The organism is Glaciecola sp. 33A (genome assembly GCF_002836745.1).
Taxonomy (GTDB): domain Bacteria; phylum Pseudomonadota; class Gammaproteobacteria; order Enterobacterales; family Alteromonadaceae; genus Glaciecola.
In genome coordinates this window covers 106,879-119,925 of record NZ_PJAR01000043.1, presented here as the reverse complement: position 1 = coordinate 119,925, position 13,047 = coordinate 106,879, and the positions used below count along the sequence as shown (strand labels likewise).

Here is a 13,047-nt window from a genome sequence, read left to right as displayed (position 1 = left end):
TGCTTCTTTTTAGGTGCTTCTTTTTAGGTGCTTCTTTTTAGGTGCTTTCTCTGCTGACGTCAACGTCACTAGTAGAGATAAATAAGGAGGCCACATAGCCTCCTTATTTACACGTTTGTATTCACAATTAGTTCCGTATATTAAAAATGATAAAGCAGTTAATCACGCAACTAATTGATACATATTGGTGCTCATGCACCAATTTAATACATATGTTGACCACCATTAATGGACAATGTTGACCCAGTAATAAAGCTTGATTCGTCATCGACTAAAAAAGCCACACTGTTTGCAATATCTTCAGGTTTACCTAAACGGCCCACCGGGATGGTTCTGATAATTTTCACCAAAACCTCTGGCGGTACCGCTCGCACCATATCGGTGTCGACGTATCCAGGAGCAATAGCATTTACAGTAATACCTTTACTCGCACTTTCTAACGCCAGTGCTTTAGTAAAGCCATGGATACCCGACTTAGCGGCAGCGTAGTTAACCTGGCCATATTGACCTGCTTGACCGTTTACGGATCCGACGTTAACGATACGACCAAAGTCTCTGCTACGCATGCCATCAATCACCGCACGACAAGTATTAAAACAAGAAGCCAAGTTGGTTTGAATAACAGCATTCCATTGCTCAAAACTCATTCGGTGCATTGTGCCATCTCTAGTAATTCCGGCGTTATTGACTAAAATATCAATTGGACCATATTCACTTTCAATTTTAGCTATTCCAGCAGCTGTTTGCTCAAAATTTGATACATCAAATTTTGCTGCTGGAATACCAGTTCGTACAGTAAATTCAGTGGCTTTAACATCATTACCTCCGTAATTAGCAACAACTTTGTAACCTTTCTCGAAAAGCTTCTTACAAATCGCTTCACCAATTCCACGAGTTCCGCCTGTAACTAATGCTACTCTAGTCATATCCATTCCTTTTTTGCGTGACTTAATTGTTAAATAAAATACGGCCCTAAATTCGTTCACTGCTTATTTGTTAAATATCTATAATACAAATTACATATGACAATAATGCAACTATAGTCTATCCGCTATAAACTTTAGTCTATCCGCTATATTTAGCGACAACGGAATTGATATAGATCACAATAAAGCCTGACCTTTATTTCAACAAAGCAAAATGTAGACCGTAAAATACGTTATCAATTAAAAAGTACTCACGGTATACTTTGGATCCATAACATAACTTTATCTGCGCAAAAGGAAAACTGGCTTTGCAATCTACTTACCGCCTTGTTATCGATTGTCCCGACCAAACTGGACTAGTGGCTGCTGTATCGCAATTCCTCTCAGAGTATGGCGCGAACATTCTCGAAGCCAGTCATCACTCAGACTTGCAACTTAATCGGTTTTTTATGCGCCACGAAATAGATGCGAAGTCGATTGCAGTGGATCATGAGCACTTTGTAAGCGCGTTTAGTAAAGTAGCCGAACGTTATGAGATGCGCTGGACCCTTAATGATTCACAGAAAAATATGAACGTTGCTCTGTTGGCAAGCAGGGAGTCTCATTGCTTAATTGATGTACTACATCGATGGCACACTGGCGAACTGCAATGCAACATTCCATGTATTATCGCCAACCATGAAACGATGCGAGAGTATGCTGACTGGTATAAAGTTCCGTTTCACTTTATTGACTTTTCAGATAAAACAAAAGCATTTAAGGAAGTAGAGAGTTTACTCGAATATTATCAAATAGATTTAACAGTACTGGCCCGATTCATGCAAATCGTGCCAAATTATCTGTGCCACAAACTGGCTGGGAAAGCGATCAATATCCACCATAGTTTTCTACCCTCTTTCGCTGGTGCAAAGCCTTATCAACAGGCTTATGAAAGAGGTGTAAAGTTAATTGGTGCTACCTGTCATTACGTGACTTCCGATCTTGATGATGGGCCCATAATTGAACAGGAAGTCTTGCGTATTAGTCACAGTGACTCTGCTCAAGATATGGTGCGAAAGGGTAAGCGGTGTGAAGTGAATGCATTAGCCAATGGTATTCGATATCACTTACAGGACCGCATTATTATCCATCAGAACAAAACGTTGGTATTTGCGTAGGTAGCTGTTTTAAATTAAAAACGCAGCCTGAGCATCGTTAAAAAATATCGACGTTGAGTCAACAGCCGCTTGGATCCTTGAAAACATTATTCAGGTCTAGTTTTTATGTTTCTCAGTCTGTGTATTATTGGCACAGTAAAGGGAGACTATCTAACCTCAATCAACACTTCATTTCGGCGCATCATTGGCAGAGTAAAAGGTCCGTTGTAGCCAGCTTTTACCGGCTTATTTATAGCGGTATAGCCGTTATTAGTAATCCAAGCGCTGAGAATTATTGTGTGTTCATCTACGTTGCTGTCACTGAGTGTGCCACTAAACTGAATAGCAGCGACTTTGTAGTCTTTAAGTTCACTCACCTTAACATCAGGATTAGTGGGTTTCGGCGTCGTCTCTAGGGTGAAATCGTTGGGCATAACGAATGACATTAAGGAAGTGTCAGCGCTTTCATTCATAAACACAGGAGCGGTCATCGAAATTTCCGTGCCTTTTTTTGTGATTTTTTTATTATCCATGATAACCGGAGCAGTCATGGCTATCTGCGTTGCGCCCTCATTCGCGCCGCCAATGTATTTAAATAATTCTCTAAATGCACTGTTACCATTTTTTCCAGACATACTTGTTGAAACCAATATCATTGAATCATATTTGCGAACTTCAATTTTCTGAATATCGTCAGATTTCAGTACAGTATAGGGTGCAGTATCTACATTACTTTGACCGACCACAGAACATCCCGCCACAAAAATTGATGCAAATATTGGTAATAGTGATTTCACTTTAAATCCTTAGTTTATGCTTCTATTTCAAAGCCAGCTTTGTAAAGCGCGTAAGCGCTTGTATAGAGAAAGCAATTGATGCCGCATTGCATACATGATTCGAAAACTTTTAAAAAAAGTATGATAGTTGGCAGACGATTAAATCCATTTACTTTTAGCACAAGGATGCCTTAGGGCTTTTATAGCGAGAAGCGTTCACGCAAAAAGTGTGCTATGCCATCCTTGTGATTATGCCCAATGACAGCGCTAGCAGAATTTTTAATTTCGGCTTTTGCGTTTTCTGGGGCATAACTTTCATCTGCAAGCGCAAACATACTCAAATCGTTATCACCATCACCAAAGCAAATAATGTTACTGGCGCCTAATTGCTTTTTTAAATTGGTAACCGCATTGCCCTTACTAGCGCGACAATGGTGAATATCCATCCATCTAAAAGTGTCACCCTCCGTAGTTGGTCCGGAGTAGGCAATTAGATTTGGGTGTGTATTAAGTTCTAACCACATTTCATTAATAGTATCAGCGCAACCAATCATACTAATATTAGTCACTTGACTGTCGACCGGCAGTGCGTCTAGCGGTAAAAGTTTGGCTTTGGTACGAGAAAAATATTTACGAACTAGATCTCTTTCGACATCGTGACGTGTGTCAGTGTGAAAAATAAAGTGATGATGGTTTTCGATAGTATTAACAAAAGGCGTAATTCTGTGTGAAAGTGCTAAATCAATTATCGTAGCTACTTCAGCGTGATTAAGCAGATTTTCCAGTGTGAGTTGTTGAATTTTAGGATCCCACACTGTTACCCCATTATTGTAAATTTGAGGTAAATTAAAATCATGACCTTCAACAATCTCTCGAGCCGACAGCATAGTTCGCCCTGTCGCCACAGTATAGGCTATGTCATTTTCTCGCAATAGGATAAGGGTCTCTTTGGTAAAGGGAGATATTTCAGATGCATCGTTTAATAGGGTGCCATCTAAATCAAAAAAAATGAGATGCATAAATATGTCTATAGCTCAGTATAACGGGCGAAAATTTTGGCCCTGCGTTTAAAATGGATAGTATGTCAATACACTACGTGTTAAAAGACAATTTAGTTTATATGCCAGTGAATGAGTATTACTTATGCCTAACACTAAACAAACTTCGCTTGAAATTAGTCAAAACCTCAAGATAATTATTGTGATATCGATATTATGATTTTATTGGGTATTACATTTATATTCAATAAGTTGACTCAAATTCTGTTTGTTTTAGTCTGGTGTTAGGCAAAAACATTAACTTTTAGGAGCACTATTTATGTCTCAAAAGCTTAGTTGTTGGCAATGTGGAAATCTGCTTGAAAACGTTATTTTCCCGATGTCGCGGCGCGAAGATTGCTCTGTTTGTAATGCCGATCAACATGTTTGCAAAATGTGTAGAGAATTTGACGGTCGAAATGGATGTAACGAACCCAGTGCAGAGGATGTAACAGACACAGAGAAAGCAAATTTTTGTGATTACTTTTCACCATCAGAACAAGTTTTTGCAATAAAAACGCAAAAGAAAGGGAATGCAGAAGCCCAATTAGCGGCTTTGTTTGGTGACGAGGCAGAAGTGCAAAGTAGCAACCATGAACACAGTTTAACGCCTGCGGAATTGGCAGAACGCAAGCTTCGGGACATGTTAGGGGGGTAAACGTAATCCAGATATAAAGACATCAATGCTGGCGAGTAACTTGCAGAACGGTTACACGTTCATATTTTTTACGACGCTTCGCCTGCAATAGCTAACGCGACTGCTTCGGCTACACGTATGCCATCAATTCCAGCTGACCATATGCCTCCAGCATAGCCCGCTCCCTCTCCTGCAGGATATAAGCCTTGCACATTCACACTTTGATAGTCGGTCCCGCGCTTGATGCAGATAGGTGAAGAGGTGCGGGTTTCAACCCCAGTTAATAAACCGTCTTGTTTAGCAAATCCTTTTATTTGACGATCAAAAGCGGGAATGGCTTCACGAATCGCATGAATAACATAATCAGGTACCACTTTACTCAAATCAGTTAGCGTGATGCCTGGCGTATATGAAGGTTTAACCACACCGATTTCGGCACTGGGTTTCCCAGTTAAAAAGTCACCAATTAACTGAGCCGGCGCATGATAATTCTCGCCTCCAACGGCAAATGCCAAGGCTTCCAAACTGCGTTGCAATTCAATTCCTGCCAAAGGATGACCCGGGTAGTCCTCTTCAGGCGTCACTCCAACAACAATAGCGCTATTGGCATTGCGTTCGTGCCTTGAGTATTGGCTCATTCCATTTGTGACCACTCGACCGGGCTCGGATGCTGCAGCTACCACAGTACCACCAGGACACATGCAAAAACTATATACCGTGCGGCCATTTTTACAGTGATGCACGAGCTTGTAGTCGGCTGCACCCAAAATTGGGTTGCCTACATTATCACCAAAGCGGCTGCGATCAATCATACTTTGTTCATGTTCAATGCGAAAACCTATCGAAAAAGGTTTGGCTTCAATGTAAACACCTTGTTCATAGAGTGCAGTGAAGGTATCACGAGCACTATGGCCAATAGCCAAAATAACCTGTTTACAGCTTATGTAATCGCCTCCTGACAAATATAATCCTTTGATTTTATAATTTTTATTATCAGGCTCTAAATCTAATTTTTCGACTCTCGTACTAAAGCGGAACTCGCCTCCTAGCGCAATAATTTGCTCGCGCATTTTTTCGACCATGTTTACCAGTTTAAAAGTACCTATATGCGGCTTACTCACATACATGATTTCCTCAGGTGCACCGGCGGCGACAAATTCGTGCAGCACCTTGCGACCATAATGCTTGCGATCCTTAACCTGGCTATACAGTTTACCATCTGAAAAAGTACCGGCTCCACCCTCACCAAATTGCACATTTGATTCTGGATTGAGCTCTTGTTTGCGCCAAAAACCAAAGGTGTCTTTTGTGCGTTCACGTACGGCCTTTCCACGTTCTAAGATAATAGGTTTAAAACCCATTTGTGCCAAAATCAAAGCCGCAAATAAACCACAGGGGCCAAGACCAACAACGACGGGCCGATGGGTAAGATCCGCAGGGGCTTGGGCAACGAACTTATAGCGCATATCGGGTGTTAAGCGCACATGTGGATCACGGCTAAACTGTGCTAATAATTCTTCCTGCTTTTCTACCTCAACGTCGAGCGTATAGATGAGCTGAATATTTCTATTATTGCGTGCGTCATAACCCCGTTTAAATAAGTCAAATGACAATAGAGTGCTCTTGCTAATGTCAAGTTTGCTTAAAATGGCAAGCTCAAGTGCCTGCTCATCATGATCGAGGGGTAATTTAATATCGGTTAAACGCAGCATAATACTCTTACTCTTTGTAACGCCGGACAGCCTTTCTGTCAGGGCGCGCTATTTTAAAACAGTTGGCCTTGTTTAGATAGTCCTGTGTAATTAACTAAATCGATACCTTGAACCAAACAATGTCGCAAAGAAACTTGTGTTTTAACACTGCTACTTTACAATCGTGGCAACGTAAAATGATTTGATAGTTAAGCCACCATGACCTTTGTAGTAACCGACAATTGCATTAAATGTAAATACACAGATTGTGTTGCCGTTTGTCCGGTTGATGCGTTTTTTGAAGGACCCAATTTTTTAGTTATCGATCCTGCTATTTGTATCGACTGTGACTTGTGCGTCGCTGAGTGTCCAGCCGAGGCCATTTATCAGGACACTAAACTGCCACCAGAACAACTTAACTTTTTAGAACTTAATGCCCAGTTGTGTCAAGAATGGCCAAATATTATAGACATTAAGCCTGCCCCCGCTGATGCGGACAAATGGAACGGTGTTGACGACAAGCTAGCGTTACTTGAGCGTTAGCCCTTAAAGCCTTTACCCACTATGTAAACTTCACGAGACCGCGCACGAGAAGCCGCAGGTTTGCGAACCACCACTTTATCAAACGACTTTCTGACTTCTTTGGCATATTCTTCATAACCCACACCTTGAAACACTTTTGCACAAAAACTACCGCCCGGTTTTAGCACGTTACGGGCCATATCAAGGGCTAACTCTACAAGATATATAGAGGAATATTGGTCGGTGGTATTTACACCGCTGAGGTTAGGTGACATATCAGAAACAACAACGTCGACCTTATCGCCATTCAGCGTACTTAGAATGTCATCGTAAACCTCGGCTTCAGTGAAATCACCTTGAATAAAGGTGACCCCTATTATGCCATCCATAGGCAGGATATCCGACGCAATAACACGCCCTAGATCACCGACCAATGGCGCTACAACTTGCGACCAACCGCCAGGTGCAGAGCCTAAATCCATGACGATATTACCAGCGCGAATTATCTTATCTTTTTCGTTGATTTCGATAATTTTATAACTGGCGCGAGAACGATAGCCGTCAATTTTTGCCTTCTTTACGTAAGGGTCGTTGACGTGTTCGTCCATCCATTGTTTACTGGTTTTTGATCGAGCCATAGAGTGAATATACTATTAATATCGCTGAAACAGCACGTATTGTAAACTTGCAAAGCAGATTTGCAAATTCCTTGCGCTGTTAAATCGGTTTTTTATTTTAAACTAACTCGAATAAACAAAATTTGACTTTTTTTGCCTGACTTAAATTACTCAAACCGCTACAATTAAAACCGCAACAAGGACTTAAAGGCAACGTTATATGAAACTAGATGATGTTAAGAAGCTGCATCAAAAAAAATACCGCGCACAGCTAGGCTATTATTTAGTAGAGGGCGAGCATCTTATTCTTGAGTTACAAAAGGCTCAGTTACGAAGCGACCAGCTACAAAGAAGTATTCAACAACAGTCTAATGTAAAAGATGTGACACTTTATGTAACAGAAGAATATGCAGAGTGGGCAAGCATGTTAACCGCCCAGTTTACAGTATTGACGATTAACAAAAAACAAATGGCACAACTTAGCGACACCAAAACTCCACAAGGGATAATTGCGTGCGTGCCGCTGCCCAATGCGACTAAAATGAAAGCTGATCAACATATTCCCAAACAACACGAGCGCTGTATTTATCTGCATGAAGTACAAGACCCTGGAAATTTAGGCACTATTTTAAGGAGCCTCGCTTGGTTCGGTAATTTTCGTTTATTACTCAGCCCCAACAGTGTTGATCCATTCAATTCAAAAGTAGTGAGAGCGAGTATGGGGGCTATTTTTCATGTGCCTGTTGAGCTAGAAATAGAGCTTGACGATTTATCGACTCGTTTTGACAAGTTCGCTTATTTAGATTTAAACGGTAGCAATATCCACACCGGTGAGTTCGCTCATTACGAGTGTTATTTATTTGGAAATGAAGCACGCGGAGTCCCGATTCACGCACTGTCAGCCTCTAATGCAGATGCTTTTACTATCTTAGGCAACGGCAGTATTGACTCACTCAACTTAGCCAGTGCGGTAAGTATATGTGCTTATCAGTTGTCAGTTTAAAGAGGCAAGTTTGCGACTAGCCTTTATTGACTTTTGATACACAGCAACCTCACACTTGGTAAGGTTACTGTGTCCGTTTTATGTCAGTTGAACGAATTAAGGCTGAGTGATTGGGAGCAGCGCAATTTCAACTCTTCGATTTTGCTGCTTGCCTTGTTCTGTTGTATTGCTTGCTATAGCTTGGGTTTCACCAAATCCAATAACATCCAATCTGTCTCTAATAATACCGCTTTTGTAAAAATAATCAGACACTGATTGCGCGCGTTTTTCAGATAAGGTTTGATTTAAAGAATCAGAACCCGTGCTGTCTGTGTGTCCGCTAACAACAACTAATGTTTTGTTAAACTCAGTCAACACTAAAGTGACTGAATCTAAAACGGGCAGAAAACCTTGAGCGATATCAGCGTTACCCGAAGCGAACGTGATATTGCCAGGCATAATAAGATTAATATTGTCGCCGTCGCGTTCAACACTTACCCCGGACCCTCGTAATTGTTCTCTTAGCTTCGCTTCTTGAACATCCATATAATAACCAATACTGCCCCCAACCGCAGCTCCACCCGCAGCAGCTTTGAGTATTCTTTCATTGCGTTTCCCTGAATCCTTATCTTTATTTGCCAGATAGGCAACAACTGCAGCAACACCTGCGCCAATACCTGCGCCTTTGCCTGCCTTACTGACTTCTTGCTCGCCCGTGTAAGGGTCGTAAGTGGCGCAAGATGTAACTAGCAGAAGACAGGAGAGAGAAATAGCTCCGCTTAAAATTTTCATTTAATTTCCTTTATACTTATTTGAATATAGTGAGTAACGACTGTTTATTTATGATTGGTGAGTCTCTTTGAGTGAATAGCATTTAGTTCTGAGTCCATAATGGGATTAAGCTATGACCCCGAGATATTTAGTGCCCTTCTCAACTTGTCATTGTAGTCTACCGTAAACACAAGTGCAGTAGTCAAGTGATTTTAGCGAACGGGCAACAGAGCTGTACAAAAGTATACAGGTCAAACTTGCCAAGTGCATAGTGAATGCCTACTATTGCACACAACCTTATCTTAAGATAAGAAGTATAAAGCTAAATAAAATGCTAATAATAATTAAAAAGGGAAACGATATGAAAAAGGCGGTATTAACGCTTTCTGTGCTCGCACTAGCGCTTTCGATGGCTGCTTGCTCTGACAAACCCAGCGCACCGGAACAAGCTGTGGCAGAGACCGCAATAGCACAAAGCATGGACAATGTGCTACTTGCTGAATTCACCGGACCATATAGCGGTGTTCCCGCTTTTGATAAAATGTCCCTAGCGGACTTAAAGCCTGCACTAGAAAAAGGCATGGAGCTGAATTTAGCTGAAATTGATAAAATAGCCAATAATCCAGAACCAGCGACATTTCAAAACACCATCGTCGAAATGGAACGCGCGGGCAGCGAGCTAGATCGCGTGTTCACTTATTATGGAATATGGAGTTCGAACAACTCGACTCCCGAGTTTAGAAAAATTCAACAAGAAATGGCACCTATAATTTCTGCTTTTTCTTCAAAAATAATACAAAATAAAAATCTGTTTGAACGTGTTCAAGCGGTATATAGAAGCGAAGAATTGAAGTCACTCACCAGTGAAGAACAACGTATTACTTGGATGAGATACAATGGGTTTGCAAGAAATGGCGCAACACTAAACGATGAAGATAAAAAACGTTATGCCGACATTAACCAAGAACTTGCTTCACTGCATACTCAGTTTTCAAACAATGTCCTTGCGGATGAAGAAAACTATGTCCTGTATTTAAACCAGGACCAGCTCACTGGCTTACCTCAATCATTTGTCAATGCAGCCGCAGGAATGGCTGATATACGTGACAATAAAGGTAAGTATGCGATTACTAACACACGTTCTTCAATGGACCCTTTTCTGACTTATTCTGAAGATAGAGGATTACGTGAAAAAGTGTGGAATACGTATTACAGTCGCGGCGATAATGGCGACGAGTACGATAACAATGAATTGGTCAAGAAAATTCTAACGTTACGTCATGAGCGCATTACATTGTTAGGTTATGACAATTATGCACAGTGGCGTTTGGAGGATCGCATGGCGAAAACACCAGAACGTGCGATGGACCTAATGGAAAAAGTATGGCCGGCTGCCATTGCACGAGTCAAAGAAGAAGTCGCTGACATGCAAGCTATCGCGGACGCTGAAGGTGCAAGTATTACTATAGAGCCTTGGGACTATCGTTTTTATGCGGAAAAAGTACGTAAAGATAAATACGCACTAGATTCTGATGAAGTAAAACAATACTTACAGCTAGGCAAACTGCGCGAAGCGATGTTTTTTGTTGCAGGTGAATTATTCAACTTTGAATTTACCCCAGTAGCAGATGGCAAAGTGCCGGTATTTAACCCCGAAGTAAAAGTATGGGATGTGACCGACAAGACCAGCGGTGAGCATATTGGACTATGGTACTTGGACCCATTCGCTAGACAAGGCAAACGCTCAGGCGCTTGGGCAACAACTTACCGAAGCTATACCACATTTGATGGCAAGCAGACTGTGTTGTCGTCAAATAACTCCAACTTTGTGAAGGGCCCTGAAGGCGAGCCGACGTTGATTTCATGGGATGATGCTGAAACCTATTTTCATGAATTTGGACATGCGTTGCATTTCTTATCAGCTACCGTTGCTTACCCAAGTTCACACTCTGGGGTACGCGACTACACGGAATTTCAGTCGCAGTTACTCGAACGTTGGTTGTTAACTGATGAGGTCATTAACAATTACTTGGTTCACTACAAAACAGGTGAGCCAATTCCACAAGATTTAGTGACAAAGATTAAGAATGCGTCTACGTTTAATGAAGGCTTTAAAACAACAGAGTATATGGCGTCTGCGATTATGGATTTACTCTATCATACGACTGATCCAGCTAAAATTGAACCCGATAGTTTTGAGCGCGATGAATTAGGCCGTCTAGGTATGCCCAAAGAAATAGTCATGCGTCACAGGACAACTCAGTTCGGACACATATTTTCGGGCGAAGGTTATGCGGCGGCATATTATGGGTACATGTGGGCAGAAGTATTAACCTCTGATGCGGCCGAGGCGTTTGCTGAAGCACCCGGTGGTTTTTATGATAAAGAGGTAGCTGACCGACTAGTCAAGTACCTGTTTTCTGTGCGCAACGCAATGGACCCAGAGGAAGCGTATCGTAAGTTCAGAGGTAGAGATGCCAAAGTAGAAGCACTGATGCGTGACCGAGGCTTCCCAGTGACCTCAAGTGACTAATTAACGTAACCAAACGTTAAGCCGACAAAGGAGCATACCATATGCTCCTTTTTTATTGAAAAACCTCGCCTATTGCTTCTATTGTTTGATCAATAGCGCCTCGATTTTGCTCTATCACTCGTTTATTTGCCAAACCTGCTCGTTGCGCGACATCTGCATTATTTAACCATTCCAACGCAGTATCAGCGATTTGTTCTGATGCCGATAAGATTTTCAATCCACCGGCCGTTGCTAATGCATCACAAATAACTGGATTGTTGAAAATACTAGGACCCATCATTGTTGGAACACCATATAAAGCAGGCTCAAGTGCGTTATGTCCACCTCGGGGCGCAAAACTGCCACCCACGAAGGCACAAGAAGCCAATTGATAACATGCCTTTAGCCAGCCCATAGCGTCGACAACTAGAATATCTGGCGTAGTTTGCAAAGGTTTTTTGGCTAATTCACTTACCTTAACCACGACGTAACCGGTCGCTTGACAGAGTTGTACAACCTTTTCAAAACGATGCGGATGGCGAGGCACAACGATTAGAACCATATTACTGTGGGTAATACGTAATTTTTTAAACGAATCTAAACACATGCTTTCTTCTAGATCATGCGTACTGCCTGCAACTAAAACGGCTTGCTCAGTGAGTCCAAGTTGCTGCGTTAATAATATAGCCTTAATCTCATCTTGTGGATCCAATTCGAGATCAAACTTCATATTGTTAGTTAGTGTCAAATTTGGTTTATAAACACCTAACTTTAGAAAATTATCAAAGTCTTGCTGACCTTGTGTACAAATGCGTGAGAACTTACGCAAACTAGGTCTAAATAAAAAGGCTAAACGCTGATAATTTTTAAGCGAATCGTTGGTCATTCTGCCATTGATCAAGACCGCGGGGATATTACGGCGAAAGCATTGATGAAGCATATTTGGCCAAATTTCAACTTCGGTTACTAATACCAGCTTAGGCTGAAGTTTGTAAAAGAAGAGCCACATACAGACAGGAATATCAACGGGTAAATACCGGTGTTGAACACTATCCGCGAAAACAGCATGCGCTTGTTTAGCACCTGTTGATGACGTGGTTGATATGGTCACAGGAAGTTTAGGGTAGAGCTGTTGCAAGTGCAGTACAATATTCTTCGCAGCATTGACCTCACCCACTGATACGCAGTGCACTAAGATGCCTTGCGTCGTTGGCTTGCCTATAAAACCAAAACGTTCACGATTATGGTTTCGCTGCCCTTCGGTTTTATCCGATTTTAATAGCAGTTTGAGCAACCCAAGGGGCAACAGTAAGATAAGCACAAGGGTGTAACACCAACGCCATATAAAATGATACCAACGATGCGTATAAGGTGTATTCATAAATTCCGAGTTAATGCCAAAGTGAGTTGTTGTTACCAATATGCTTATTATGAGTATAG

Annotated in this window: 12 protein-coding genes; 5 read left to right on the top strand and 7 right to left on the bottom strand. The window is 41.6% G+C overall.

Features of this window, described 5'->3' with window-relative positions:
* Positions 1-203: 203 nt before the first annotated feature.
* Positions 204-926 carry an acetoacetyl-CoA reductase gene (gene phbB / locus CXF81_RS14900; protein ID WP_101182134.1) on the bottom strand — a complete coding sequence of 241 codons (723 nt, stop codon included), beginning with the start codon at positions 924-926 and terminating at the stop codon, positions 204-206.
* A gap of 308 nt (positions 927-1,234) precedes the next feature.
* On the opposite strand from phbB, the gene purU reads away from it, so the two are divergent.
* Positions 1,235-2,083 (top strand): formyltetrahydrofolate deformylase, encoded by an 849-nt coding sequence (purU, locus tag CXF81_RS14895; RefSeq protein WP_101182133.1) that lies wholly within the window; start codon positions 1,235-1,237, stop codon positions 2,081-2,083.
* A gap of 146 nt (positions 2,084-2,229) precedes the next feature.
* Here the strand turns inward: purU and CXF81_RS14890 are convergent, their stop codons facing one another.
* Both CXF81_RS14890 and CXF81_RS14885 read right to left on the bottom strand, forming a co-directional pair.
* Positions 2,230-2,859 (bottom strand): heme-binding protein, encoded by a 630-nt coding sequence (locus CXF81_RS14890; RefSeq protein WP_101182132.1) that lies wholly within the window; start codon positions 2,857-2,859, stop codon positions 2,230-2,232.
* Positions 2,860-3,038: 179 nt separating this feature from the next.
* Positions 3,039-3,857 (bottom strand): HAD family hydrolase, encoded by an 819-nt coding sequence (locus CXF81_RS14885; protein WP_101182131.1) that lies wholly within the window; start codon positions 3,855-3,857, stop codon positions 3,039-3,041.
* A 298-nt stretch (positions 3,858-4,155) separates the two neighbouring features.
* Between CXF81_RS14885 and CXF81_RS14880 the strand changes: the two genes are divergently transcribed.
* Positions 4,156-4,533, top strand: coding sequence for a hypothetical protein (locus CXF81_RS14880; protein ID WP_101182130.1), 378 nt, complete (start codon positions 4,156-4,158; stop codon positions 4,531-4,533).
* A 68-nt stretch (positions 4,534-4,601) separates the two neighbouring features.
* Here CXF81_RS14880 and CXF81_RS14875 read toward each other — a convergent pair whose 3' ends face one another.
* A complete protein-coding gene (locus CXF81_RS14875) occupies positions 4,602-6,224 on the bottom strand; it encodes an NAD(P)/FAD-dependent oxidoreductase (RefSeq protein WP_101182129.1) in 1,623 nt (540 codons plus the stop codon).
* 198 nt (positions 6,225-6,422) lie between these two features.
* Between CXF81_RS14875 and fdxA the strand changes: the two genes are divergently transcribed.
* Positions 6,423-6,746 (top strand): ferredoxin FdxA, encoded by a 324-nt coding sequence (fdxA, locus tag CXF81_RS14870; RefSeq protein WP_101182128.1) that lies wholly within the window; start codon positions 6,423-6,425, stop codon positions 6,744-6,746.
* Here the strand turns inward: fdxA and rlmE are convergent.
* Positions 6,743-7,363: a 23S rRNA (uridine(2552)-2'-O)-methyltransferase RlmE gene (rlmE, locus tag CXF81_RS14865; protein WP_101182127.1), complete on the bottom strand. Its 621-nt coding sequence runs from the start codon at positions 7,361-7,363 to the stop codon at positions 6,743-6,745. The two genes, fdxA and rlmE, sit on opposite strands and share 4 nt — an antisense overlap.
* A 199-nt stretch (positions 7,364-7,562) precedes the next feature.
* Between rlmE and CXF81_RS14860 the strand changes: the two genes are divergently transcribed.
* Positions 7,563-8,345 (top strand): RNA methyltransferase, encoded by a 783-nt coding sequence (locus CXF81_RS14860; RefSeq protein WP_101182126.1) that lies wholly within the window; start codon positions 7,563-7,565, stop codon positions 8,343-8,345.
* Between the two features lie 96 nt (positions 8,346-8,441).
* Here CXF81_RS14860 and CXF81_RS20550 read toward each other — a convergent pair whose 3' ends face one another.
* The gene (locus tag CXF81_RS20550) at positions 8,442-9,116 is read right to left on the bottom strand and encodes an OmpA family protein (RefSeq protein ID WP_101182125.1); all 675 of its coding nucleotides are present in this window, start codon (positions 9,114-9,116) and stop codon (positions 8,442-8,444) included.
* A gap of 340 nt (positions 9,117-9,456) precedes the next feature.
* Between CXF81_RS20550 and CXF81_RS14850 the strand changes: the two genes are divergently transcribed.
* The gene (locus CXF81_RS14850; protein WP_101182124.1) at positions 9,457-11,628 is read left to right on the top strand and encodes a M3 family metallopeptidase; all 2,172 of its coding nucleotides are present in this window, start codon (positions 9,457-9,459) and stop codon (positions 11,626-11,628) included.
* A gap of 52 nt (positions 11,629-11,680) precedes the next feature.
* Here CXF81_RS14850 and CXF81_RS14845 read toward each other — a convergent pair whose 3' ends face one another.
* Positions 11,681-12,988, bottom strand: coding sequence for a 3-deoxy-D-manno-octulosonic acid transferase (locus CXF81_RS14845; RefSeq protein WP_101182123.1), 1,308 nt, complete (start codon positions 12,986-12,988; stop codon positions 11,681-11,683).
* Positions 12,989-13,047 lie beyond the last annotated feature (59 nt).

Coding starts and splice junctions, on each gene's coding strand:
- CXF81_RS14885 (WP_101182131.1), bottom strand. CDS start 3,857: ATGCATCTCATTTTTTTTGATTTAGATGGCACCCTATTAAACGATGCA.
- rlmE (WP_101182127.1), bottom strand. CDS start 7,363: ATGGCTCGATCAAAAACCAGTAAACAATGGATGGACGAACACGTCAAC.
- CXF81_RS14860 (WP_101182126.1), top strand. CDS start 7,563: ATGAAACTAGATGATGTTAAGAAGCTGCATCAAAAAAAATACCGCGCA.
- CXF81_RS20550 (WP_101182125.1), bottom strand. CDS start 9,116: ATGAAAATTTTAAGCGGAGCTATTTCTCTCTCCTGTCTTCTGCTAGTT.
- CXF81_RS14875 (WP_101182129.1), bottom strand. CDS start 6,224: ATGCTGCGTTTAACCGATATTAAATTACCCCTCGATCATGATGAGCAG.
- CXF81_RS14845 (WP_101182123.1), bottom strand. CDS start 12,988: ATGAATACACCTTATACGCATCGTTGGTATCATTTTATATGGCGTTGG.
- fdxA (WP_101182128.1), top strand. CDS start 6,423: ATGACCTTTGTAGTAACCGACAATTGCATTAAATGTAAATACACAGAT.
- phbB (WP_101182134.1), bottom strand. CDS start 926: ATGACTAGAGTAGCATTAGTTACAGGCGGAACTCGTGGAATTGGTGAA.
- CXF81_RS14880 (WP_101182130.1), top strand. CDS start 4,156: ATGTCTCAAAAGCTTAGTTGTTGGCAATGTGGAAATCTGCTTGAAAAC.
- CXF81_RS14850 (WP_101182124.1), top strand. CDS start 9,457: ATGAAAAAGGCGGTATTAACGCTTTCTGTGCTCGCACTAGCGCTTTCG.